Origin of the sequence: Pseudomonas sp. AL10 (assembly GCF_029960685.1) — a bacterium.
In the GTDB taxonomy this organism is placed as follows: domain Bacteria; phylum Pseudomonadota; class Gammaproteobacteria; order Pseudomonadales; family Pseudomonadaceae; genus Aquipseudomonas; species Aquipseudomonas lactis.
The window spans coordinates 1-25,172 of record NZ_JASBQZ010000039.1; the positions used below are offsets into that span (position 1 = coordinate 1).

General features: G+C 61.4%; 20 protein-coding genes. 6 read left to right on the forward strand and 14 right to left on the reverse strand.

Annotation, left to right across the window (positions count from 1 at the left end):
* Together QK296_RS24160 and mrdA are read left to right on the forward strand one after the other, a co-directional pair.
* The coding region (locus QK296_RS24160; RefSeq protein ID WP_282391477.1) for a hypothetical protein at positions 1–206 on the forward strand (206 nt) is incomplete at its 5' end.
* 2 nt (positions 207–208) lie between these two features.
* Positions 209–2,101 (forward strand): penicillin-binding protein 2, encoded by a 1,893-nt coding sequence (gene mrdA / locus QK296_RS24165; protein WP_034135234.1) that lies wholly within the window; start codon positions 209–211, stop codon positions 2,099–2,101.
* Position 2,102: 1 nt separating this feature from the next.
* On the opposite strand, the gene QK296_RS24170 is transcribed toward mrdA, so the two are convergent.
* Positions 2,103–2,504: a GFA family protein gene (locus QK296_RS24170; protein ID WP_003190187.1), complete on the reverse strand. Its 402-nt coding sequence runs from the start codon at positions 2,502–2,504 to the stop codon at positions 2,103–2,105.
* 97 nt (positions 2,505–2,601) lie between these two features.
* Here QK296_RS24170 and QK296_RS24175 point away from each other — a divergent pair, with 97 nt between their 5' ends.
* Positions 2,602–3,060, forward strand: a complete 459-nt coding sequence (locus QK296_RS24175) for an SRPBCC family protein (RefSeq protein ID WP_057712028.1) — start codon at positions 2,602–2,604, stop codon at positions 3,058–3,060.
* 55 nt (positions 3,061–3,115) lie between these two features.
* Here the strand turns inward: QK296_RS24175 and QK296_RS24180 are convergent, their stop codons facing one another.
* On the reverse strand, positions 3,116–5,875 hold the full coding sequence (locus QK296_RS24180; protein WP_057712027.1) for an autotransporter outer membrane beta-barrel domain-containing protein: 2,760 nt from the start codon (positions 5,873–5,875) through the stop codon (positions 3,116–3,118).
* A gap of 189 nt (positions 5,876–6,064) precedes the next feature.
* Here QK296_RS24180 and QK296_RS24185 point away from each other — a divergent pair, with 189 nt between their 5' ends.
* From QK296_RS24185 to QK296_RS24195, 3 genes are all read left to right on the forward strand, one after another.
* Positions 6,065–8,422, forward strand: coding sequence for a DNA polymerase II (locus QK296_RS24185; protein WP_282391481.1), 2,358 nt, complete (start codon positions 6,065–6,067; stop codon positions 8,420–8,422).
* 49 nt (positions 8,423–8,471) lie between these two features.
* Positions 8,472–9,104: a glutathione S-transferase gene (locus QK296_RS24190; RefSeq protein WP_003190195.1), complete on the forward strand. Its 633-nt coding sequence runs from the start codon at positions 8,472–8,474 to the stop codon at positions 9,102–9,104.
* Positions 9,105–9,256: 152 nt separating this feature from the next.
* Positions 9,257–9,835, forward strand: coding sequence for a DUF4174 domain-containing protein (locus tag QK296_RS24195; protein ID WP_003190197.1), 579 nt, complete (start codon positions 9,257–9,259; stop codon positions 9,833–9,835).
* Between the two features lie 36 nt (positions 9,836–9,871).
* Here QK296_RS24195 and QK296_RS24200 read toward each other — a convergent pair whose 3' ends face one another.
* The 12 genes from QK296_RS24200 to QK296_RS24255 form a co-directional block, all read right to left on the reverse strand.
* Entirely contained in the window at positions 9,872–11,278 is a 1,407-nt protein-coding gene (locus QK296_RS24200; RefSeq protein WP_003190199.1) for a lipid II flippase MurJ, read from the reverse strand.
* A complete protein-coding gene (locus QK296_RS24205) occupies positions 11,278–12,099 on the reverse strand; it encodes an acyltransferase (RefSeq protein WP_003190200.1) in 822 nt (273 codons plus the stop codon). Before QK296_RS24205 ends, QK296_RS24200 begins: the two co-directional genes overlap by 1 nt.
* Positions 12,096–13,499: an O-antigen ligase family protein gene (locus QK296_RS24210; protein ID WP_003190202.1), complete on the reverse strand. Its 1,404-nt coding sequence runs from the start codon at positions 13,497–13,499 to the stop codon at positions 12,096–12,098. Before QK296_RS24210 ends, QK296_RS24205 begins: the two co-directional genes overlap by 4 nt.
* Positions 13,499–14,602 carry a glycosyltransferase family 1 protein gene (locus QK296_RS24215; RefSeq protein ID WP_003190203.1) on the reverse strand — a complete coding sequence of 368 codons (1,104 nt, stop codon included), beginning with the start codon at positions 14,600–14,602 and terminating at the stop codon, positions 13,499–13,501. Before QK296_RS24215 ends, QK296_RS24210 begins: the two co-directional genes overlap by 1 nt.
* Entirely contained in the window at positions 14,593–15,807 is a 1,215-nt protein-coding gene (locus tag QK296_RS24220) for a glycosyltransferase family 4 protein (protein WP_282391484.1), read from the reverse strand. The genes QK296_RS24215 and QK296_RS24220 overlap by 10 nt, the downstream gene beginning before the upstream one ends.
* 22 nt (positions 15,808–15,829) lie before the next feature.
* Positions 15,830–17,170 carry a beta-xylosidase gene (locus QK296_RS24225; RefSeq protein WP_282391485.1) on the reverse strand — a complete coding sequence of 447 codons (1,341 nt, stop codon included), beginning with the start codon at positions 17,168–17,170 and terminating at the stop codon, positions 15,830–15,832.
* The gene (locus QK296_RS24230) at positions 17,167–18,348 is read right to left on the reverse strand and encodes a glycosyltransferase (protein WP_282391487.1); all 1,182 of its coding nucleotides are present in this window, start codon (positions 18,346–18,348) and stop codon (positions 17,167–17,169) included. The genes QK296_RS24225 and QK296_RS24230 overlap by 4 nt, the downstream gene beginning before the upstream one ends.
* Positions 18,348–20,327, reverse strand: coding sequence for an exopolysaccharide transport family protein (locus tag QK296_RS24235; RefSeq protein ID WP_003190210.1), 1,980 nt, complete (start codon positions 20,325–20,327; stop codon positions 18,348–18,350). The genes QK296_RS24230 and QK296_RS24235 overlap by 1 nt, the downstream gene beginning before the upstream one ends.
* Positions 20,328–20,403: 76 nt before the next feature.
* Positions 20,404–21,201 carry a polysaccharide biosynthesis/export family protein gene (locus QK296_RS24240; RefSeq protein ID WP_169855128.1) on the reverse strand — a complete coding sequence of 266 codons (798 nt, stop codon included), beginning with the start codon at positions 21,199–21,201 and terminating at the stop codon, positions 20,404–20,406.
* Between the two features lie 6 nt (positions 21,202–21,207).
* The gene (locus QK296_RS24245) at positions 21,208–22,119 is read right to left on the reverse strand and encodes a glycosyltransferase (protein WP_003190212.1); all 912 of its coding nucleotides are present in this window, start codon (positions 22,117–22,119) and stop codon (positions 21,208–21,210) included.
* On the reverse strand, positions 22,119–23,579 hold the full coding sequence (locus QK296_RS24250; RefSeq protein WP_034135246.1) for a mannose-1-phosphate guanylyltransferase/mannose-6-phosphate isomerase: 1,461 nt from the start codon (positions 23,577–23,579) through the stop codon (positions 22,119–22,121). Before QK296_RS24250 ends, QK296_RS24245 begins: the two co-directional genes overlap by 1 nt.
* Positions 23,579–25,018, reverse strand: a complete 1,440-nt coding sequence (locus QK296_RS24255) for an undecaprenyl-phosphate glucose phosphotransferase (protein ID WP_282391493.1) — start codon at positions 25,016–25,018, stop codon at positions 23,579–23,581. The genes QK296_RS24250 and QK296_RS24255 overlap by 1 nt, the downstream gene beginning before the upstream one ends.
* Positions 25,019–25,172: the final 154 nt, after the last annotated feature.

The window sequence follows — 25,172 nt, forward strand, 5'->3', positions numbered from 1 at the left end:
TTCCGAAACCCCAATTGCGAAAGCAGTTGGGGTTTTGTTTTGGGCGCTCGAAAATTCCAGCGCTTCTGGCAACATTAAATAAGCTGCCGTTGAGGGAATTCGATACAAAGTGTTTCTGCATTTTTGCTATGGTGCAGCACATTTTCACAAGGATTGATCCTTATCCGCAGGATGCGGCGTCGACCTTTTCCAACGAGATGCTGTAGAAATGCCTGAACCGATACCAATCAAAGATCACGAAAAAGAAAACCGCCTGGTCAACAAACGCTTGCTCGCCTGCGCGTTGCTGGTGATTGGGATCACATGTGCGCTGGTAGGGCGCATGTATTTCCTGCAGGTGGTGCAGTACGACTACCACTCCACAATTTCCGAAAACAACCGGGTGCACGTACTACCCATCACACCGACTCGCGGCTTGATCTATGACCGTAATGGCGTAGTCCTGGCCGACAACCGCCCTAGTTATAACCTGACCATCACCCGTGAGCGCACCGCCGACCTCAAGGCTGAGCTGGACGAGATCGTCAATCTATTGCACCTGCCTGCCGAAGACCGTGCAGTGTTTGATAAGGCGCTCAAGCAGGCCCGTCACCCGTTTGTTCCCGTCACGTTGTTCTACGAGTTGACCGAAGAGCAGATCGCCGTTTTGGCCGTCAACGAGTTCCGCCTACCTGGGGTGGACGTCGAGCCACAATTCGTTCGCCATTACCCTCTGGGCGCGCACTTTGCCCACTCTATCGGCTACGTCGGTCGCATCAACGAAAAAGAATCCAAGACCCTTGATTCGGTGGAGTACCGCGGTACCCAATCCATCGGCAAAACCGGAATCGAGCGCTTTTACGAGTCAGAACTGCATGGCCATGTCGGTTATGAAGAGGTGGAGACCAACGCACAGGGCCGTGTGCTGCGCGTGCTCAAGCACACCGATCCGATTCCTGGCAAAAACATCGTCCTGAGCCTCGACGTCAAGCTACAGGAAGCCGCCGAAGAGGCCTTGGGCGACCGTCGTGGTTCGGTAGTCGCCCTGGACCCGCAAACCGGTGAAGTACTGGCCATGGTCAGTAAACCGAGTTTCGATCCGAACCTGTTCGTCACCGGCATCAGCTTCAAGGAGTACGCCGCGCTGCATGACTCCATTGACCGGCCGCTGTTCAACCGCGTGCTACGCGGGCTCTATGCGCCAGGTTCAACCATCAAGCCGGAAGTGGCCATTGCCGGTCTCGACAGTGGTGTCGTTACCCCACAAACCCGAGTGTTCGACCCGGGTTACTATCAGTTGCCAGACTTTGACCACAAATACCGCAACTGGAACCACAGCGGTGACGGCTGGGTGGACATGGACGCGGCCATCATGCGTTCCAACGACACTTACTTCTATGACCTGGCCCATAAACTCGGAATTGATCGCCTGCACGACTATCTGGCTGAGTTCGGCCTGGGCCAGAAAGTGTCCCTGGATATGTTCGAAGAATCTGCCGGCCTGATGCCATCCCAAGCCTGGAAGCGTGCGACCCGTCGCCAGCCGTGGTTCCCAGGCGAAACCGTGATCCTCGGCATTGGCCAGGGCTATATGCAGGTGACGCCACTGCAATTGGCCCAGGCCACTGCATTGATCGCCAACAAAGGTGTATGGAACCGACCGCACCTGGCCAAGACCATCAACGGTGTGGCTCCGGTAGATGAACACCCGATGCCCAACGTGGTGCTCAAGGACCCGCGTGACTGGGAGCAGGTCAACCACGGCATGCAGTTGGTGATGCACGATCCCCGCGGTATCGCCCGGGCGGCAGCGCAAGGCGCCCAATACCGTATCGCCGGCAAGAGTGGTACCGCCCAGGTGGTGGCAATCAAGCAGGGTGAGCGCTACAACCGCAACAAGACCTTGGAGCGGCATCGTGATAACGCCTTGTTCGTCGGCTTCGCGCCGGCCGAACATCCGAAAATCGTAATTTCAGTCATGATCGAAAACGGTGAGGCCGGCGGCCGTGTAGCCGGGCCTGTGGTGCGCCAGATCATGGATGCCTGGCTGCTCGACCAAGAAGGCCACCTCAAGCCGCAATATGCGGCGCCGGCCAAGGCTGCGGGTGATCCACGGGTTTGACTCAGACCTTCCATTCGTCCCAGCGCGCTACGCCGTCATAGGCCAGCCAGGGCACTTCATGGGCCGTCCAGATATGCGAGGTGGGCCTGACGCCCGGATCATCATCCAGCGTCGCCACCCGCACAATCACATGGGGTTGATGCCCACGTTCAGCGATCAGATGCGCGCCGCAACGCGAACAGAAATGCCTGAATTTACCCGGCGAAGACTCAAAGGACGACAGTAGTTCCTCACCCTGCGTCCAGCGAAAATGCTCACGCATCACCCCAGCCGTGGCGACAAACGCGGCCGCGTGTGCCTTGCGGCAGCTTTCGCAGTGGCAGTGGCTGATGGGCATGTCCAGGCTGTCCACTTGGTAGCGCACACCTTTGCACAAGCAACTTCCATTCAGTGGGTCAGTCATAACCTATGGCCAGGCAAGGAGGGGTCATCATCATCGCGCACAACGCAAGGTTGCGCATTGGTTGATGTCGCCTACTGTTCAATGAAGGAGGTGACTTATGCACGTATTAGATCGCATCGAACGCAAAGTCCTGCTCAATGCATCGCGTAAACAGGTTTGGGAGGCACTCACACAGGCTGAGCAATTTGGTCAGTGGTTCGGTATCGCGCTTAACGGTAAAACCTTTGTGGCCGGAGAAACCATCGAAGCGCCAATTACCTACAAAGGCTACGAACATGTCGTGTGGAAGGCCAGGATCGAACGCATCCTGCCACAAACGCTGTTTTCTTTCTGGTGGCATCCTTTCGCAGTGGAAGAGGGCGTCGACTACGACAAGGAAACACCGACGCTGGTGGAGTTCACGATTGAAGATCGCGCTCCAGGCATCCTCTTGCGGGTAGTCGAGTCCGGTTTTGACCAGGTCCCCGAAGCGCGGCGTCAGAAAGCTTTCAAGATGAACTCCCGTGGCTGGGACGAACAAATGGGCAATATCGAAAACTACCTGAGCCGAGCCTGACCCGAACGGGCATCATGGTGGATGCCCGGCTTCACGCCAGCGTGCATCGATTGCTTTAGAAACTCATCTGCCACTGGCCGACCACCGCATGATTGCGGCTATTGCTGCCCAGCTCGCCGTTGTAACCGACACTCAGGTTCTGCTGCGCAGACAAACCCACCGCCAACCCCACTTCAACCATCAAGCTGTCGCGGTCCAGTGCGCTGCCTTCAATATTGAAAGCGTCGCCGCCAATCAAAAAAGCCTGCCGAGTCTTGCTGTCGACATTGCCATAGAGGTGCCGCCAGCCGAAGCTGGCCTGGGGGGTCAGGCTGATGCCATTGTCCAGTTGGCTCAGATGTGCCAGGCGTACCCCGAAGGTACTGCTGACATTGTCCTGGGTTTGTGCATCCACCTTGAGTGAAGCATCACCGCCTTTCTCGCGGTAGTTGTCGCGGTGATAGCGCTGATAGCCGAGGTTGGCGAAGGGCTCGATATTCAATCGGCCGTTACCCAGCATGTAACCCAGTTCGGCAAAGGCTTGCTGGCTATCGGCGTCGTAATCACCCTTGGGTCGCTCGCTGAAACCTGCGAACTCTACTGTGCGCTTGTTGTTACCCCTGTGTTGGCTGTACGCAGCCCCCAGGCGCAACGCCAATGGGCCATCCTGGCGTACGGCATATGCCCCCGCGTGCCAGCTGCGTAATGAATTATCAACGTTGTGGCTGTCCATATCGGTCTTCGAATAGCCGCCCAGTACACCCAGGCGCCAGAGCGGCGACAAGGACCAGTCAATACCCAGCAGGCTGCCTTGTGTGCGTTGCTGTGAAGACTCATTGCCGTGCTGGCCATCGAGCTTGCCGTAGCTGCCGATACCTTGCAGCCACACGCGGCCTCGTGCGTTTGGATCATTCAAGTTGCGCGCACTGCTGGGGATGCCAGTTACGGCCAGCTCAGGTGTTTGCGCCGACTCAAGCCCGACCAGCAAGCTTGAACTGCTGCTCATCTGGCGCATGGCCGACAGCATGGACGTGCCCACTTGGCTGCTGGCCGCCAGTGTGGCACTGGCGAGGTTGGCGTTGCTGCTGCCTGCCAGGGCCTCGAGCGCGGCGCTGGCCGTGGTCTCCGAGGTGGCCAGCAGCGCGTCGTAGAGCGGGTTGGGGTTTCGCACCATGGAGGGCGGGGGGAAACTGCCATCCCAGTTGCTCCAGTGGCTCCACGTGATGGACTCGATGCTGTTGACTGCGCGGGCGGCGTTACGGGTACGGGCGTAATCGATGAACTCGACATCGTTGCGCGTGTAGCTCAGGTTCACCCGGTTATTGTCGTAGCTGAGTGTTGGCGACAGGAACGCGTAGTAGCTGCGCAGGTTGGATTCATCGAAGGTACCCGTAATGCTGCCTGCTTGCAGGACGGTATACGTGCTATGCCAGGGATACTCCATCGAGTAACCCGGCTGCGGCCACAAATAGGCACCGTTGAGGCTGGCATTGCCGACCACATGGGTTGTCGCTGCACTGCCGTCGGGATAAGTAGCGAACTCGAATGTAGAGCCTGGGTTCATGATCAGGTTGCCGTTGACCTGAGGCGCGCCGACAACGGTATCCGTGATCAACCTTCCGCTGACGGTAAGATTGTTGACTGAGCCTCGGCCCCGGTAAGTCGCGCCTTGGTCGACGATCACGTCGCCAGCGATGCTGCCCTGGTTGTTCAAGTGACCATTGGCAAAGAGGCGCGCGCCTTCGCTGAAATCGCTGCGACCATTGAGTACCCAGTAGCCGCGACGCACTTGTAGCACGTCAAAATTGCGCGTCGCCTCGACCGTCCCGTCGGGTTCACGCGTATCTGAAGGATAATATTGGTAGCCCTCCAGAACCATGGTGTTATGCCCCGAACCGCCGTCGACTATGCCCTCAAAGCGCGCGCCAGGGTACAGTGTCAAGGTGTCGTTGCCGCCCCCCATGTCCAGGGCTACACCATTACCCCCGCTGATCAGGGCACCGTTGAATACCCGGTCGTCGAAATTACCGATAAAGCGCGCGCCATAGCCATCAAGCCCACGCAGGTCGACGAAATTTCTCAGCTCCGTTGCGCCGGTCGCCGGCCCATCATGGCCATCACTTACTAAGAGGCCATTGTTGGCGCCTGTGATTGAACCGGTACGTGGAACGCCTGTAGAGGGGTCAAACGTGCCGCCATTGAACAGGTAGCCGCCGCCGATGGATGCGCCATCGCTGGTGTTGGCTCGGCCATTCTTATCCACTCCACTGGCGCCAAACGCCTGGATAATGCCCGGGTTGTCGATGTGCGCAATGCCCGCTATGCGTAGTCCATCGCCGTCGACGTTTTCCAGGCGACCGTCTCGTCCGCCGGTGATCGCGCCGTAGTTGTACACCGTGCCGTCGCCTGTTATCGAAACCCCAGCGCCGTTACGTCCGATAAGCGTGCCCCGGTTGCTCAGCACATTGAATTGTTCGCCCGAGAGCGCATGCCTGCCGCCCGAGATCACCCCGGTGTTTTCGATGCGCACATCGGTCGCAGCGCCCAGGCTAATAGCGTCTAATTTATCGGCACTGATCGAGCCGTCATTTTGAATGAAGACATTGCGTTGCCAATCAGGCAGGTTTTGGCGAACGCTGACGGCGGTCGTCTGGGTGGTGATGCTGCCGGTCTTGGTCACCCGCAAACTGGGGTCGTAAAAATAGCCACTGCCCACGGTGAGCGGCGTATTGGTCGGCGTATCGATTAATACTTGAGCATGGCCGGCAGGAGAAAGCGAGGCGCCGGAAACAATCAACGAAATAGTCAGGGCCAGACGGCGGGGGACGAACGACATGCGCGAAATCCTTTTCTTGAATCGCGCTATCTTCCTATATAGCCATTTGATATTGCCAGCGCATTCTTATCCTAAAAAGCGATGACATCCTTTTTATGATATTGCGCGCCAGGTGTGCGTTTACCCGCCGCCTTGGCCCGGATGCCGAGTAGAATCACGCCCTGAATGCGATTCTTGAGGTGCGGTACGGTGGATTTACAGCAGGGTTTTGTCCTGACCCGGCATTGGCGCGATACCCCGGCGGGCACGGAGGTCAGCTTCTGGCTGGCCACCGACCAAGGGCCACGGTGCATTCGCCTACCCGTGCAAACCTCGGTGGTGTTCATCCCGGAGGCTCATCGCAAGCCGCTCGATTGGTTGCTCAAGGGCGAGCGCGATCTTGAGTTGCGCCCGTTGCAGTTGTGCGACTTTCATCACCGCCCGGTCCTGGGCCTGTACGCCCGCCAGCACCGCCAGTTGATGGACATCGAAAAGCGCCTGCGCGCTGCCGGGGTCGATGTCTACGAAGGTGACGTGCGCCCGCCGGAGCGCTACATGATGGAGCGCTTTATCACCGCCCCTGTGTGGTTCGGCGGCACGCCGGATGCGAGCGGCACCTTGCTTGACGCGCAGATGAAGCCGGCCCCCGACTACCGTCCGCCCTTGAAGCTGGTGTCCCTGGATATCGAGACCACCGCCCAGGGCGATCTCTACTCCATCGCCCTCGAAGGCTGCGGCGAGCGCCAGGTGTACATGCTCGGCCCGCCGAACAAAACCGACGCCGTGGATTTCAAACTCGACTATTGCGACACCCGCGCTCAACTGCTCGAACGCCTCAACCAATGGCTGGCCACGTTTGACCCCGACGCGATCATCGGCTGGAACGTGGTGCAGTTCGACCTGCGCGTCCTCCACGAACACGCCCAGCGCCTGAACGTGCCGCTGTTGCTGGGACGTGGCGGTGAAGCCATGGCCTGGCGCGAACACGGTAGCCGCAATCACTACTTTGCGGCAGCGGCGGGAAGGCTGATCATCGACGGTATCGAAGCCCTGCGTTCGGCCACTTGGAGTTTTGAATCCTTCAGCCTGGAAAACGTCGCGCAAACCCTGCTTGGCGAAGGCAAGGACATCTCCACGCCGTACCAGCGCATGGATGAAATCAACCGCATGTTCGCCGAGGACAAGCCCGCCCTGGCGCGCTACAACCTCAAGGACTGTGAACTGGTCACACGGATTTTCGAGAAGACCGAGCTGCTCAAGTTCCTGCTCGAACGCGCCAGCGTCACCGGCTTGCCGGCCGACCGTAACGGCGGCTCCGTGGCCGCTTTCACCCACCTGTACATGCCGTTGATGCATCGCCAGGGTTTTGTGGCGCCGAACCTGGGCGACAAACCGCCCCAAGCCAGCCCCGGCGGGTTTGTCATGGACTCGCGCCCGGGCCTCTATGAATCGGTGCTGGTGCTGGACTACAAAAGTCTTTACCCGTCGATCATCCGCAGTTTCCTCATCGACCCGGTGGGCTTGATCGAAGGCCTCAAGCATCCCGACGACAGCGACTCGGTGGAAGGCTTTCGCGGGGCGCGCTTCTCCCGTACCCGGCATTGCCTGCCATCCATCGTCACCCGCGTGTCCGAAGGCCGCGAAGAGGCCAAGCGCGAGCGCAATGCGCCGCTCTCCCAGGCACTGAAGATCATCATGAACGCCTTTTACGGTGTGCTCGGCTCCAGCGGCTGTCGGTTCTTCGACACGCGGCTGGCGTCCTCGATCACCCTGCGGGGGCACCAGATCATGCGCCAGACCCGCGCGCTGGTAGAGGCCCAAGGGTACGAGGTGATTTACGGCGACACCGACTCCACCTTCGTCTGGCTGGGCAGCGCGCATTCTGCGCAGGACGCCAATCGCATCGGCCTGGCGCTGGTGCAGCACGTCAACGACTGGTGGCGCGCGCACCTGAGCAACGAATATGGCCTGCAAAGCGCTCTGGAGCTGCAATACGAAACCCACTTCAGTCGCTTCCTGATGCCGACCATTCGTGGCGCCGAGGAGGGCAGCAAAAAGCGCTATGCCGGCCTGGTCGTACGCGAAGATGGCAGTGAAGAAATGGTCTACAAGGGCCTGGAAACCGTGCGCAGCGACTGGTCGCCCCTGGCCCGGCAATTCCAGCAGGAACTCTACCAACGCATCTTCCATCGCCAACCCCATCAGGACTACATACGCGACTACGTGCGGCGTACCTTGAGCGGCGAATTCGATGAGTTGCTGATCTACCGCAAACGCCTGCGCCGGCCCTTGCACGACTACGAACGCAACGTCCCGCCCCATGTACGCGCCGCGCGCCTGGCCGACGAGTACAACGACCGTCTGGGTCGCCCGCGCCAGTACCAGCGCGGTGGCTGGATCAGCTACGTGATCAGCGTCAACGGCCCGCAACCGCTGGAAGTGCGCCAGGCGCCCATCGACTACGACCACTACGTCACGCGCCAATTGCAGCCCGTGGCCGATGCGATCCTGCCGTTCGTGAATGATGATTTCGGTACGTTGGTGGGCGGGCAAATGGGACTATTCTAGCTAATCGACCACAGGCTCACTATTGCCCTTGGCTCAGGAGGAAACGCCCATGTACACCCTTTATGGCACCGACGAATCCGGCTCCTGCATGATCGAAATTGCCCTGCAACGCTGCGCAGTGCCGTGGCATCGCGTGGAGGCCAGTTCCTGGCAGGACGGCGAGGGCAGTGACGCCCTTGCACGTATCAATCCACTCAAGCAGATCCCCACTCTGGTTACTCCAAATGGCCAGGTACTGACCGAAAGCGCCGCGATCCTGATCCACCTGGGCCTGGAGTATCCCAAGGCCGAGTTGCTGGCCGGCGATCGTACGCAGATCCTGCGCGGCTTGCTGTATATCGCCGCCAACTGCTATTCGGCGATCGGCATCATCGACTACCCGCAACGCTGGTTGGGCAATGCTGATGAGGCGCAGCAAGCGCAACTGGTCAGCGGCACACGGCGCTACCTGCACCAGGCTTGGGTCGTGTTTGCCGATCAGTTTGCCGGTCAGCTGTTTACCCCGAGCAACACGCCGAATGCACTGGGCATCATGGCGGCGGCGGTGTCGCGTTGGGATGACGCGCGCGAGGTGCTCGGCAATCTGGCGCCGGGCTTTGCGCAGAGCCTGGAGCAGGTAGACGCCGACCCTGTCGTGGCCCCCGTTTTTGCCCGGCATTGGCCGCAGTGGAAAGTCTCGTAACCGGAAGAAACAATGACCAGGCCACTGTCCAAGCCCTTGCGTAGCGGGCTTCCTGACCTACGCTTCTCAAAGAAGTGTAGGAATCATCCTTGAATTTGGCTGTCGCAGACATGAAACTCAAGAACCCTGCATGGAGTTCAAAGGAGGTGCGCATGCTCATCCGGTCGCTGACCCTGGCTACCTTGATGGCTTTTACGGGGCCGTTGTTGGCCGCTGATGATAATCCGCTCAAGCAGGAGTTGGGCAAGACGCGCCCCCTGGTGGTCGTAGAGCTTGATGCTGGAAACCCGACACTGGCAACGCTGAAGAAACAACTGGAAGAGGCTGCCACCAAGCAGTCCTTCGAAGAGCGCAGCATGGTGTTCTACACCGTCAAGTTCGGCAGTATCGGCGCCGAAGGGGAGAAGTTCGCCAAGGACCCAAAGGACAGTAAAAAGCTCACGCCGCCAGAAACCAACGCGCTGATCCGCGCCCTCAAACTCGGCGTCGGCAGCGGTACCAAGGTGATCCTGATCGGCAAGGACGGCGAGAAGAAACTCGAAAAAACCGTACCCCCGGACAGCCTCGACCTGAAGGAATTTTTCAGCGCCATCGATCAGATGCCTCAGGCGGAAAAGGAGCTTGCCGCACCTGCGGAGCCGGAGCCTGTTCCAGCCGCGCCAGCGGCTCCGGCCAAGGGCACCAAACCCGCCAAGCCCGGCAGCAAAGCCCCCAAACCATTGGAGGATTGAACCGGTCTCATCCCACCGTTTGGGTGGGAACCGGCCTCAGGCCTTCCATGGCTTGAGCCAAAGCCCAAGCCCCAGCAACACCAGCGCGCCGGCCAGGCTGCTCAACCCCAACTGCCACCCATCGTTGTGCAAGGGGTGCAGGGCCAGCGCCGCCACACCCAACAGCACCCCGCTCAAGCCCCACTGCAACGGCCAGCCCAGTTGGCCGAGCAGTTGCTGGCGGTGCATCAGCAACAGGTTGGTCACCACCACGCCACCCAACGCCGCCAAGGCGATCCCCGGCAGGCCGAAACAATAGGGCAGCACCACCAACAAGGCGGCGTTGACCAGGCTGCCCAGCAGTTCGCAGTTGAGCGGCAGGCGCGTGTCGCCGCTGGCATAGGCATAGCGGGCGAGCATGGCGTTCCAGGCGCCAAATACCAGGGGCGTGGCGAACCAGGCCAGCAGCGCCGGCAGTGGGCCGTCGGCGCTCTGGGCGGGCATCAGCAGATGAATCAGTGTGGGGCTGGCGCCAATCAGGCCGAAGGCCGCAGGCAGGCTCAGCAGGGTCGCTGCATCCAGGCCGCGGCGCAGCAGGGCCAGGCGCTGTTGGCCTTGCTCGCCGCTCATCATGCCCAGCAGCACTTGGTTAAGGCTCATCAAGGCAATCAGTGGCAGGTTGATCAGCTTGCGCGCGAGGTTGACCCACGTCACAGCGCCGTCTCCCAGGAAACTGGCGATCAAGCGCTCCAGTAGTGCCAGGCCCTGGCTGGCCACGTTGCTGGCCAACAACGGGCCGATGCGCCCCAGCAATTCGCGGCCTGCCAGCGGGTCGCCGCTGACCTGCCACGGCCGCCAGCCGAAGGACCAGACCGGCGCCAGTAACGGCAGGCACATCAACACACTACCCGCAAAAAAGCACATTGCCAGTTCGGCGCTGTCGCTGGAGCTGCCACGGATAAACAGGTACAGCACCGGTGGCAGATTGAACAGTAAAGAGCCCAGGCCCGGCAGGACAAAACGTTGGCGTGCCTGCAAGGGAATGCTGAACAACCCATGCATCACCAGGCCTGGCGCACAGGCCGCCAGCCAGCGCAGGTTGGCGGCGGCTTGGGCATGGGCCGCGGCGTCCAGGCCGGGGCCGATCAGGCGCACCCACAGCGGCGCGCCCAGCGCCAGTAGGGCAAACAGGGCCAGGCCCACGCCCAGCAAGCGAGGGGACAGGCTGGCCAGCCAGGCTTGCTGGCGCTGTGGGTCGCGTTGCTGATAGAGGGGCAGGGCAGCCGCTGCGAGCAAGCCGGCGGCCAGGGTCATGCGCAATGCTTCGGGCAAAAACACCGCCACCAGAAACCCGTCGCTGCGACTGCCCGCGCCCCAGGCTGCCACCAGCAGCCATTCGCGGGCAAAACCGGCCACCAGCCCGGCGAGCGTCGCCAGGGTCAGCCAGAGCGTGCTGCCGAACATCAGTGGAACAGGGTGAACAGGCCTTTGCCACCCACCTTGTAGTTCAGATCATGGCAGCGTTCGCCCATGATTTTGGCGCCGCTGCCGCCAATGATTTTGTAGGGCGCCACGGCTTTGGCCACCACGGTATTGGCGCTTATCACCGAACCATAGCCCAGGTGCGTGCCGAAGCCGATCAACGCACGGCTGCCGATCCAGACGTAGTCGTCGATGTAAGTCGGCCCGGAAATCGACCAGAACTCCGGCGCTTGCAGATCATGGCTGCCGGCGATGAGCAAAACGTGGGAGGCAATCGCCACATGGTTGCCGATCACCAGCCCGGCGCGAGCGTCTACCTGGCAATGCCAACCGATTACCGAATCGTCGCCGACCACCAGATTGTGCATGCCCAGCACTTCGGTGTTACGCCACAAGCTGGAGCCCTTGCCGATCTTCGCGCCACCCAGGCGCAGCCAGGCGATGCGCACATGGTGGCTGGGGATCTTGTTGATCAAGATGTTGTAGGCCATGTCCCAGACACTGCGCCACCGGTCTTTGACGGTTGCCCAGTTTTTGCCGTAACGCGGCAGTAGCTGGGCCGGCAGATCCTGTTTCATCCGTCGGAACAGGCGGCGCGCCACCGGTTGCTCAATCGCGGTTTCCAGGTCGATGGAGCTGATCCAGAAGCGCTTGTTGTCGCCTTCGCCTTCTTCAAATACCACGTCGTTGGCCAGGCACCAGTCCAGCGCCTCTTCCAGGTCCGGCAGGCTCACGCCCATTTCAGCGGCCAGCGTGGGGAGGCGGTCGCGCAAGTCGGTGGAGTGAATCATCCGGTGCTTCATGGTTGGTTATCCTTTGGCGCAATAGCAGCAACAGGGGCGGTAATGGAGGGGCGCAGGCGCACCTGTTGCAGGCTCATGCCCATCAACAGCCAGAACAGCGCGATCAGTACAAAGGTGAAGCTGAAATAGTGGTCGAAAATCCCCGTCAGCAGCGCCGCCAGCACGCCGCAGATGCACCCCAGCCACAGCGCATTGTCGGCGGTGACTTTGCGCACCTGGCCCAGGGGCCGCACTTCGCGCCACCACAACAGGGTGACGGTGATAAATAGCAGCATCCCGGGTAGGCCCACCTTGTAGATGAAGTTCAGCCACAGGTTGGAGATCCCCAACAGATTGGAACCGGGCACGGGCGGGTCGATCTTGAAGCCGATCCCCAGGGGGAAGGTCGCCATGGCGGTGGGGAACCTGGCGTACTCGTCAAAGCGGATTTCGGTACTGGCGTTGGTGGTCGAGAAGATGGTCATCAAGCGGTCCTGCAACGGCGGATAGAACATCACCAGCGCAACGGCGAACGCCGCCCCGATACCGATGATGCGCCCGCTGTTCGGCACGCGTTTGTAGGCCAGCCAGATCAACACCAGCGCCAGGGCCACGATGGCGCCACGGGAAATACTCAGCAGCAGGCCGGCACACCCCAGCACCGCCACCGCCAGGCCCAGGGCCCGGCGCCAGCCGCTGCGGGTCCAGCCATAAAACAGTGCCAGCGGAATAAACAGCACCAGCACGCCCCCGGTCAGGTTGGGGTGCACCCAGGGCGAGGCCATGCGCGTGTAGTTGGCGGAGAAAATGTCCTTCACCGCTTCCGGGTGGGCGTATTTGAGGTCGGTGAGAATATCGATCATCGACATCGCATTGCGCGTCTTCAGGAACATGAAGATCGACAGCAACAGCATCGCCAGGTTACCCAGCAACAAGGCGACCACCACCTTGTCGCGGTCGGCGTCGGTGCGCAGCAGCAGCGGCACGATAAACAACATCGACAGGTTCATCAGCCAGCGCACCCAGTTCACCGGCCCGTTGCCTTCGGCATGGATGATCAGCATGCCCCAGATAAACGGAATGGTGCTGAACAGCATCAGCCACATCAGCGCCCGCTCGGTCGGCCGCCACAGCATGAAACCACGGGTCTTGCCGATGAACGCTTGCCAGAACACCCCGACCCAGGTCAGCCCCAGCACCGCCTCGCTGACGGTGGTGCGGATGCCCAGTTGCAAGGTGGTGTAGGGAATACTGGTGGCCAGTACCGCGAAAATCAGCAAGCCCCACAGGGGAAAGCGGATCAGGGTCAAGGCCACGGCCACACCGGCCACCACCAACATGACCTTGATCGGCGACAGGGCCAACAGCAACCCGCCGAACACCAGGCCCAGCAGCAGACTGACGAATTTTCCTGGCAGCATTAGCGATCCAATTCCTTGAGCAAAGTGTCCAGGCGCGCGCGATAAGCCGGTTCGGCAAATTGCCGGGCCCAGGCGCGGTGTGTTTCGCCGTCTTGCGTGGCCTCGGCGCCGGCCAGTTGTTGCATGACCTTGTGCAGTTGCTCGGCGTCATGGGGGGCGAAGCGCGGGGCGTTGGGCGGCGCGATTTCATCCAGGGCGCTGCCGCGTGCCACTGCTACCGGCGTGCCGACACTCAAGGCTTCCACCACCGGCAAGCCAAAGCCTTCGGCATAGGACGGCTGCCACAGGCACGCGGCATGACGGTAGAGCGCTTGGAGTTGGCCGTCCGATAAACCGCTGCACCAATGCAGGCCCGGCAGGTCACCCAGTGCCGCCGGTACATCGCTGGCGTGGCCCACCAGAACCAAATCCGGCACATCAGGGTTCAGCGCACGGCAGGCCTGCCATTGGCGCAGGAAGAATTCCATGTTCTTGCGTGGCTCCCGCGTGCCCACCACCAGCCAGTAGCGTTTCGGCAGGTGGGTTGGCAGCGGCTCGGGCGCTGCATTCAATTCGGGCACAAGGTTGTTCAGCACGCGGAACTTGGCCCGGGCCCAGGGGAACAGGCGCGCGGCTTCATTGCAGGAAAACTGCGAAGGGCACCACACCCGATCAGCCTGCCATACCGACCAGGCAATCGAAGCCCCGTCGATCAGGCGGTAGGCCAGGGCCTTGAGTTTGGAGCGATGGAAGTTGCGGTGGGTGAGCTGAAACAGGTCATGCAGCACCAGCACATAGCGGGTGCCGGCGGGTTTGCGACACAGCGGCAAGCCCATATTGGCCGTGGCGATGTACAGGTCGATCTGCTGCTCGTGCAGCGCCTTGGGCAAGAAGCCGCGCTCGAACCGCAGGCGCACCTGTGGGCGTTGCAGGCCGTCCAGCGGGCTGGCCCAGGCCGGGCAAACGGCAGTCTGACGTTGCGGATGCTCCAGGGGCGCCTCAGTGAACAGCACCACCTCGGTGTTGCCCCGCGCGCGCAGGGCGTCTTCCAGGGCCACGACCTGGCGGGCGATGCCCGAAGACGGCGCAACCGTGGCGGGGCGATAGTCCAGGGCTACGCGCATGGCTGAGACTCCTTGGCGGTGAGCAAGCTGCGGTAGAGGTGCTCCAGTTCATTCGCAGCCACCGCCCAGTCGTGGTATTGCCGCGCATAGTCGCGTGCGGCATCGGCCAGTCGCCCGGCCAGCGCCGGTTCATCCAGCAGGCGCACAACGGCGTCGGCCAGGGCCTCGGCGTTTTCGCCGGCCAGGTAATGCACCTGCGGCTGTACCGCCAACCCGGAAACACCCTGGGCCGTGCTCACCAGCGGCAAGCCGGCGGCCATCGCTTCCAATACCTTGAGCTTGGAGCCGCCGCCATGGCGCAACGGGGCGACAAAACCGGCGCAGCGGCGTTGCAAGGCGCACAGGTCGGGAACAAACCCCAGCCACTCGATACGTTCATCGGGCCAACGCTCGCGCCAGTGTTCGGGTAAGCCATAGCCGACCACCGCCAGGCGGGCGTTCGGGCACTGCAACCAGACCCTGGGGAAGATCTCTTCAAGCAGCCACTGCACAGCGTCCAGGTTCGGTGCGTACTCGTAGTTGCCGACAAACAACAGGCGCTGGCTCTGCGCATCGGCGTTGACCTCGGCGAAGGCGCGGCTGTCGACCCCATTGACCACCACGCTCACCGGCGTCGTCGACAGCGGCCGCATGGCCTGGGCGTCCGCCTCGGTCACGGCGACCACATGAGCGGCGGCATCGAACGCCTTGCGTTCCCATTGCCGGCAGCGCCACTGGTCGTACTGCACAAACGGTGCGGCCCACTTGGGGAAGCGGTCATAAGTGGCGCCGCCAAGGCTCGATTCCAGGTTGTGCTCGGTCAGCACAAACTCGCGCCGTTGCTGCTGCAATGTGCGTAGAAACGGCTGCAGGCTGTAGCTGTGTTCTACCTGAATCACGTCCCAGCGCTCATTCAACAGTTGCGCAAACTTGCCCTGCAACGGCGCCGACAGGCCGTTGACCGTGGTCAACAGCGGCCAGGGCGCGAACAGGCCGCCGAGCAGGGTCAGCGGATGTTTCAGCGGCCGACGTGGAACCACGATCAGGCGTTCAAGCAACGGCTCCAAGGCCGCATGCGCCGCGTCATCGGCCGGCGTCTTCGATTGCGCCAGCAGCGTGATGCGATGCCCGCGCTCACTCAAGGTGCGCAGCAAATGGTACTGCCGCGTCTTGCCGCCGCTGGTGGTCGGCCACGGCAGGTAGGGCACAATCCAGAGGATTCTCATGTACAGCTCTCCATGCCCGGGGCTACCACACCAGTATCTGCAAACTTGGCTTCACCGCTGGGCGAATACCGTTGTCGTCGCTCAGGGTTTGCCGGGCGCCGGTCAGCGGGTCCAGCAGTTCCGCGTTTTTGATGCCGGGCAGGCTGATGCTGCTGCCTTTGGCACTCCAATACATCAGCAGGTTTTTACCGTCAGGGCGGGTCCAGGCCACGCTGTAGAAGCTGTCCGGTACATCCTGCAACTGCGGCGTGTTGCCGGGTTTAAGCGTGGGGCCGGTGATCTCCAGGAAGCGGGCGAGGGCGGTGTACACCGGCTTGGGTTCGCCATCAAGGTTCAACAGGCCGTAATGCTGATCGCGTGGCGAGGCGCGTTGGTCGAGGTCGGACAACGCGAACAGGAAGATCTTCTGGTAGTCCTGGGACGCCATCAACGCCAGGCGGCGCAAGGTGTAGTCGGCCTGCCCGTCGATACCGATCAGGTCCTGCATCTCCTTGGGGCCGGCATAGCTGGACCAGCCCCATTCAGTGGCCCAGACCTGCTTGATCCCGGCACCGTGCAGCATTGAATTGAGTTGATCGCCGCGCAGTAGCACTTCGTTCTTGCCCGGCTCATCGGTTTCCGGAGTCATCGAATAAGGGTGATAAGCCGCGACCATGCCCAGGCTTTGCACCCCCAGCGCGCCGAGTGCTTCAAACATCAGGGTTTTGCCACGCGGCGGCATCTGGCTGTAGTACGCCATGCCGCCCATGACCTGCAGTTTGCCGGGCGCGGCAAGGTTCAGGGCCTGGTGACTGGCCAATAACAATTGCCCGTACTCCTTGGCGTCGACTTTGGGGCGCCAGTTGTTCGGCAGGTTCTGCTCGTTCCACACCTGCCAGGCATCAATAGTGGGGTAGCGTTTGGCCAGAAGTGCCAGGCGCAGCGCATACACTTCCGGATCCCGTGGTCGGTACTGATCCTGGAACTGCGCCCCCTTGGGGGCGGTGGTGATAAAGGGCGCCGAGCCCACCAGGTAAAACACCGAGCGCAGTTTTTCAGCGGTCAGGGTGCGGTCCAGTTCATCGAAGGTGCCGAGCTGATAATCGTCTTCCTTGGGTTCCAGGCGATCCCAATGCAGGTCGACCCGCACCCATTGCAATCCAAGCTTTTTATATTGCTTGATCTGCTTGTTGTACTGCTCGGGCGTGAACCACAGAAAGTGCGCGTTCACGCCGAGAAAATCCTTCCAGACCACGCTGCGCTCCGGGGCCAGGTTCACCGGTTGTGCATCGACTTTTTCACTCAACAGCAGGGCGCTACCGACGGCGATTGACAGCGCCAGCGGCAAGTAGCGCCACAGTGGGCGAACGGATGACAGATTCATCGCAACGGCTCCTCACAAGCATCCCGAAATAATTCAGCAAACCGCTGGGCCGTGTTGGCCCACTGGCGTTGATGGCCGATTTCTCCCGCCCGTGCGGCCCATTGCTGTGCCTGTTGCGGGTCGAGAATCAAGCGGCTCAAGGCGTTGCTCAAGGACGCTGTATCGCCCTGCTGATAGGTGATGCCATTACCGCCGGCCACCTCTTCGGCAAAGGCGCGGGCGTTGGAGGTGATCACCCCGCGTCCGCAGGCATTGGCCCACGACAGCGCGCCACTGGTGCCACGCATCTGCCCCAGGAAGCTGAGTTTTTTCGATTCGCGATAGGGCAGCACCATCACATGGTGCGCCTGGATCGTAGAAGGGATCTGCGCCGAGGGCAGGTCCAGTTGCCAGTCCACCACATCTTCAAGATGCAGGGCGCTGATCTGCTCGCGTAGGCCGTCGAGGTAGTTGCCGGCGGGGTCAAAGGTCATTTCCGGCGCGGTGCCACCGGCCAGGGTCAGGCGTACCTGGCCTCGGCATTGCGGGTGGGCGGCCAGTGATTGGGCCAGGGCCTGGAGCAGGTCCTCAATGCCCTTGCCGCGGTAGATAAAGCCGAAATACAGCAGGCGCAACGGCGCCAGTGGCGGCAACGCCTGGGGCGCGATGGGCAGGTTGCCATGGGCAATCACCGCCATCTGTTGCGGGCGCAGGCCCATGCGCTGGCGCAGGCAGTCGCCGCCCAGGCGAGTGAGGGTGATCAGGCGGCGCATGCCTTTGGCCAGGCGCCGCTCTTCGTGCAAGGTCAACGGGTCGGCCAGCAGCGCCGCCGCTTGGGGCAGCGGATGGGGCAGGCGTTCAAGCAGGGTCAAAGGGAAAAACAGCTTGGCCCGGCGCCAGATCAGGCGCTCCGGGTCATGCACCGTGGCGGTCAACGGCAGGTGCGGTTGCGCCCGGCGCAGGTACTCTAGCGCCTGGAACTCACCGAAGCGTCCACCCCCCAGTTCAGCATGCACCAGGTCCACGCTGCGCCAGTCAAAGGCCTGCAGGCGCTTCAACTGTTCAGGCAGCTCCAGGCAGCCGGCGAGCGGGGTCACCACCTCCAGGCCTTGTTCGATCAACGCGTTGCGCAAATGCGCGGCGTAATCGGCGATCCCGGTCTGCTCCGGTGGCAGCGGCGCCAGCAATGCGATACGCATCAGGCCGCCCCACGCCAGCTATTGAGTCGCGCCAGCACCTTGGCCGGCACTTCGAAGCGGCGGCGGTTGAGGATCATGCCGTCGACTTTGCCGAACGCGGTGGTCAGCAACGACACGGCATTTTCAATAGTTGGTACGGTGCTGGTGCGGGCTTCGATCACCAACACAATCTGGTCGGCGCGGCGCAGCGTCAGGAACGCCTGCGGGTTGGAGGACAGCGCCGAGGCGTCCAGCAGCAACACTTCACCCGGCGTTGGTGCGTTCGCCCCATCGACCGAGACGCGGTGACCACGTTCCTCCAGCAGACGCTTGAGTTGCTCGGCGATAAAGGTCACACCCTCGCCATGGCGCGCCGAGGTCAGGCCCAGGGCAAAACCTTGGGTGGCAATGCGATCCAGGGGCAGCAGGCTGTACAAGCGATAAAGGCTGGCGGTGACGGCTGCCGGCGTTGCGTCTTGCACATCGGGAATGCTGCTCCACAGCGGCACGTGGAACATCTCCTGCAAGCGGGTGCCATCGTGGATGCGCTGGTCCAGCAGGTACAGCACATAGATGGTCAGCAAGCCCACGGCCACGCCGGCGGGAATGGCGAACAACAGCATCAACAGGCTCTTGGGAAACACACGTGCCGGGTTGAGGGTGGCGTGTTCGATCAGGGCGATGTTGCTGATCTGGCTGTTGTCCAGTTCATGGTCGATTCGCGCCTGTTCAAGATTGTCCGAGTACAAGGCGTAGCTTTTTTCGGCGGTGCGCAGTTGTTGGCTCAGGGTGTTGAGTTGCGGTTCATCGGTCATCGCCTGGTCACGCTGGGTGCGCAGTTCGGCAAGGGTCTTGTCGTAGTTCTCGATTTCCCCGGCCAGTTTGCGCTCTTGCAATTGGGCGTCGATCATTTGCTGTTTGACGTTGATCACCAGGCTGTTGGGCGCGGTGTTCTGCGAGCGTTCCAGGCGGGTGGCTTCCTGGGCGCTGAGGGCTTCCATGTCGCGGATGTTCTGCTCGATCTGATTGACCTGCGGGGTACCCGGCAGGTAAGTGCGCAACAGCCGAGCCCGCTCCACTTGCAGCGCATTGAGCTGGCGCTTGAGGTCTAGCTGGGTGGGGTTGAGGCTGGTTTCGCGCATCGTGACCACGTCTGCCGGCTGGCTCTTGATCTGCTGGCTGGCGTTGGCCAGCAGGCTGCGAATCCCCGAGATCTGGTTCTGGGCGCTGACCTTGGCGTCGGTGACGCGGTCGATCTGGTTGGTCAGGTTCTTCAGGCGCGCATCGACACTGATCGAGTCGATCTGCTTCAAGCGGCCTTGCAACTGGTCCTTCAGGCTCTGGATATTCTCCGCCACCTTGGCGCGTTCGGTTTCATAGAAGGTGTGCAGGCTCTTGCGCCCGAGAATCCGCGCGCGTTCTTCAAGGTAGGCGTTGACCCATGTCTCGACGATTTTTTGCGCCACCGCCGGGTCGTCCCAGGTGAAGGAAATCTCGATCACCGAAGAACCCGGCTCGTGGCCGGCGGTAAAGTTCTTCTCCAGTGAGGTCGCCAGGCGTTCCAGCGGGCTTTGTTTCTCGGCAAGGCCGACGAACTGCAGCACGCTACGAATGCCATTGATGACTTCGCCAACGCCCTTTTTGATGTAGAACTTGGTGACCTTCCAGAAGCCTTGCGGCGGCTCGGCGGTCATCGCCATATAGCGTTCGGCAACGATATGCACGATGGGCCGGCCCGTGAGCATTTTTTCTTCGTCGACAATCGGGTCGTGCTGGGTGCTCGGGGCAATCAGTGTCTGGCGGTTGGCGGCCTCGATCGGCAAGGTGGTGTTGTCCCGCCCTGGCTTGACCAGCAAGCGCGCGTCCGACTCGTAGCGAGCCGGCAGCAGGAAGGCACCGAGCACGGCGATGACGATCGTGGTGAGCACGGCCAGTTTGAATTCGCGGCGGTAGATGAAAAACAGCCGCAGCAGGTCGCGAAGAGAGCGGATTTCGATCACAGGATCACTCCGTTGGATAGATGTTGTTCGTCGAATAAAATCGGCGTGCTCAAGTGATACAAAGCCTGCGTGATAATCATTGTGGAGCGCTGATATAGGTATCGCCGGACTTGTTGCCATTGAGCTGATAATTCAAGCCCAACCCAACCCCTTTGCTAACCGGAAACAGCTTGGTGAAGTACATATCCACAGCCTCCACCGTCGCGCCGATGCCCGACTGCGGCACAAAGATCAAATCGCCGCGCTGCAACGCCACCCGCGGGTGATTGGGGTTGGTCAACATGCTTTCCAGGCTGATGAAGTACGTCCTGTACTTGCCATCGGGGCCGGTGCGCATCAAGGCCACGTTGGAGGCGTCCGCCGAGGGCAATACACCGCCGGAACTGAGCAGCGCCTGCTCGACGCTGACGTTGCCGGCCAAGTCGAAAAACGCCGGGTTGGGCACCGCGCCGCCGATAAACACCTTGTTGCTCGGTGCGCTGGCGATGTTCACCGTCACCGCAGGTTCGCGGTAGATGCGCTTGTACTTCTCGGTGATTTCCTTGCCCAGGTCTTCGGGCGTGCGCAAGGCCGCTTTGACCCGGCCAATGTTGGGCACCGAGATCACGCCGTCAGGGCGCACCACGAATATCGTCATGTCATCGGCCGCCGCCGGCTCCTGGGCATCACGCACGATACGCAGCGAGTCGCCGCTCTGGATCAGCACCTGCGGGGGCGGCAGGTCGGCCAGGGTCAGCGCCGCTTGATGGCCGGCCTTGAGCGTATTGTTGTCAGGAAGCGGCACCCGCGCGGGGGTCGAACAACCAGCCAGCCAGATTGAGGCACTCAAGAGGCCGAGCAGGGTAAGACGGAAACGTCGGTTGATAGTCTTCATGACGGCTCAAGTCCAGTAGGTGGAAAACATGCCCAGGCGCCGTTTAAGCGCGTTGGGCAGGTGGCGTTCAAGGTGGCCGAGGCGATAGCCCAGCAATTTAAAGGCACTGCGCACCACCACTTCGGGGGCGCGGTACAGCGCGTTGGCCTCGCGCAATGCGTGCAGTTCGGCCAGCACATAACGTTTGCCTTCGCCGCCGGCGTCGCCAAACGCCTGGCGAATCCACGGCTCGCGGCCGTAGAACACACCGATATCGAAGTAGCGGCGAAACTCTTCCAGCAAGCGGTAATCATGGGAGTGATAAACCTGCGCACTCGCGGCATAGCGCACCTGGTAACCGGCCAGCAGCATGCGCGCGGCCACATAGGCGTCTTCACTGCCAATCACATCCTGGGGGAAACCGCCCACCGCGCTCAGGGCGCTGCGTCGGTACACCGAAAACGAGTCGGAGCTGAAGCAGGTCTTGATGCCCAGTTGCGCTGCATCGTCCAGGCGCTTGGTGCGGCTGGCCGCCGGGTAATTGAAATGCCGCGACTGCGCGCCGAGCACGCCGGCACCGGGGTGCGGGAGTTGCCGGCCGTAGGCCACACCGTTGAGCGGGTCCAGTTGCAGCTCGTTGATCAGGTTGGCGAAGGTCTCGGCGGTGGCGGGGATCGCGTCCTGGGTCATCACGATCAAAGCGTCGCCGCCCACCTGCTCGCTGGCCCAGCGCCGGGTACCGCCGTGGTTGAAATCACGGGCGTCAATCACCTCCACGCGCGCGCCGAATTCACGAAAGCGCGCCACGGTGTCATCGCTCGATGCGCTGTCGACCACCAGCATTTCATCCGGCTGCAACGTCTGCATGCGCAGCGCTGGCAACAGGCGGTCCAGGTGGCTGGCCGCGTTGCGGGTGGGGATGATCAATGACGTACGCATCAGGGCTTCACTTCAACCGGCGCGCGGCCGTAGATGTCGTCATAGCGCACGATGTCGTCTTCACCCAGGTACTCACCGCTCTGCACCTCGATCATCACCAGGTCGATGATGCCGGGGTTGGTCAGGCGGTGCTTGTGCCCGGCGGGAATGTAGGTGGACTCGTTCATGTTGAGCAGGATTTCGCGCTCGCCATTGGTGATCATTGCCGCGCCGCTGACCACCACCCAATGTTCGCTGCGGTGATGGTGCATTTGCAGGGACAGCGAACCTTTGGGCTTGACCACGATGCGCTTGATTTTGAACCGCGTGCTTTCCTCCAGCACCGTGTAAGTGCCCCACGGCCGGGTGACGGTGCGATGCAGGCTGAACGCCGGGTGATTCTGGCGCTTGAGTTCGGCAACGATATGCCGCACGTCCTGGCTGCGATGCGCGTCGGCGATCAGCAGGGCGTCGGGGGTGTCGACGATGATCAGGTCACGCACGCCCACCGCACCGAGTACCCGCTTGGGCGAGTCGATGTAGCAGTTATGCACGTCGTGCAGGATCGCCTCGCCGTTGATCTGGTTGCCATTGTCGTCACTGGGCGTGAGTTGGCGCAGGGCTTCCCAGGAGCCGATATCGCTCCAGCCAATGTCGCAGGGCACGACCGCGACTTGGGCGGATTTTTCCATCAGCGCTACATCGATGGAGATATCCGGCGCGGTGCCGAAACCTTCCGGGCTCAGCTCGCGCTGGCGACTGCTGCTGTTTTGCAGGCTCTGGCTGTGCTCCAGCGCAGCCTTGGCCGCCTCTAAAACTGCCGGTGCGTGGCTGGCCAATTCTTCCAGCAGGGTGGCGGCCTTGAAGCAGAACATGCCGGCATTCCACAGGTGCTTGCCGCCGTCCAGGTAGCCTTGGGCGGTGGCCAGGTCGGGCTTTTCGACAAAGCGCTGCACCCTGAAGCCCGCGCCCAGGGCCGGCCCTTGTTCGATATAGCCAAAGCCGGTTTCTGCTCGGTCAGGCTGGATGCCAAAGGTCACCAGGTAACCGGCCTCGGCCAATGCGCGGGCTTTTTCCACCGCCTGGGCAAAGGCGCTTTCATCCAGCACCAGGTGATCGGCCGGCATCACCAGCAACTGCGCATCTGCGCCAAAATGCTCCTGCACATGCAAGGCGGCCACGGCGATGGCGGCGGCGGTGTTGCGGCCAAACGGCTCCAGCAGCAGGTCGAGGCCCAGGCGCTGGGTGTTCACCGCGCGGTAGTCGTCCAGGGTGCGAAACAGCAGGTCGCGGTTGGTCACGGTCAGGATGCTGTCGACGCCCGGCAAGTGACTGGCCCGCAGGAAGGTCTTCTGCAACAGGCTCTGGTCGTCGCGCATGCGCATGAAGGGCTTGGGCATGTTCTGCCGCGAAACCGGCCACAGCCGCGTACCCGAACCACCGGAGATGATGCAGGGAATCAATCCGTTAAGTGGGTTCATCAATAGACTTCCTTGGTGGAAAGAACGGCCGGGACCGTCATGAAAACGATGTAGAGGTCCAGCCACACGGACCATTTGGCGATGTATTCCAGGTCGTATTCGACCCGTTTTTGAATCTTGAACAGCGTATCGGTCTCGCCGCGGTAACCATTGATCTGCGCCCAACCGGTGATGCCCGGCTTGACCCGATGGCGCGAGCTGTATTCGCTGACCGCTTCCTCGAAAGGAATCCCGGCGGCCTTGGTGGCCGTGGCGTGGGGGCGCGGGCCGACCATCGACATATTGCCCAGCAGCACGTTGAACAGTTGGGGCAGCTCATCAATGCTGGTCTTGCGGATGATCCTGCCGACCCGAGTGATGCGCGGGTCCTGGCGCGTGGTCTGGTGCTCGGCGTTGAGGTCGGTCTGCTCGACGTACATCGAGCGGAACTTGAACACGCGAATCAGGTTGTCGTTGTATCCATAGCGCTTCTGGCGAAACAGCACCGGGCCCTTGGAATCGAGTCTGATCGCGATGGCGGTCACCAGCATCACCGGCGACAGCAGCAGCAGGCCGATGCTGGCCAGCAGCAGGTCTTCGCAACGCTTGATAAAGGGCGACCAGCCTCGCAGCGGCAACTGCGAGGTGTTGAACATCAGGATGCCGCCCACATCGGTGATTCGGTTATGGCCGTAGCGCAGGGCGGCCATGTCCGGCACCAGCATGACGTTCACCGACATCTGCCGCAGGCGCTTGATCAGCCCATTGATGCGCTGCTCGGCGGCCCAGGGCAGGGTGATCATCACCTGGTTGACCTGTTCGGATCGGATCAGCTTTTCCAGGTCGCGGGTATTGCCCAGCAACGGCAGGCGGCTCAACTCCTTGGGAATGCGCTCGGTACGGTCGTCGATAAAACCGATCAGGCCGGAGCGGATGTCACTGTTGCGCGACAGGTGTTCAGCCACATGCACGGCCGTGTCGGTAAAGCCCAGGATCACGGTGCGCTGGAGGAATTTGCCGTTGTCCATCAAATGGCGGTACAGGCGCAGCATCAGTATGCGCTCCACGCCAAACAGCAGCAGGCTCGCGGAAAACCAGAACATCAGGTTGCGTGGGCTCAACTGCGGGAACAGGAGCAGGATCTGGTACATGAACAACAGGATGCAAAACGCCGAGACCCAGGCCACCAGCATCACGCGAAAACGCAGGCGATTGCTGAACAGGTCATCGGAGTAAACCCCCAGGGCCTGGAACAAGATAATGGTCAGGATCGCAAAGAACGCCAGCAGGCCCAGGTAGTGAGTGCGCATGTGTTCTGCGACAGGGTCCGGGTAGAACAACAGGATGATCGCCGGCGAGATTGCGGTCAGCCCATGGATCAGTTTTACGAAAACGACAAAAAACTCAACGAAACCGGTGCGAGTCAAAAACAGGCTATCAACCGACGATTTACCGCGCATACATCAGATCCTCAATACACCACCAGAACGTTCCTATTCGTTTGCTCATCCATAAGGCAGGTATGCATTACAAGTGGTGCAAATCGAACGACTTCTGTTGCTGGGTAAACCGTAATGGCTGTCTAGACGCAGGCATTTACTGGGTGATGGCTAA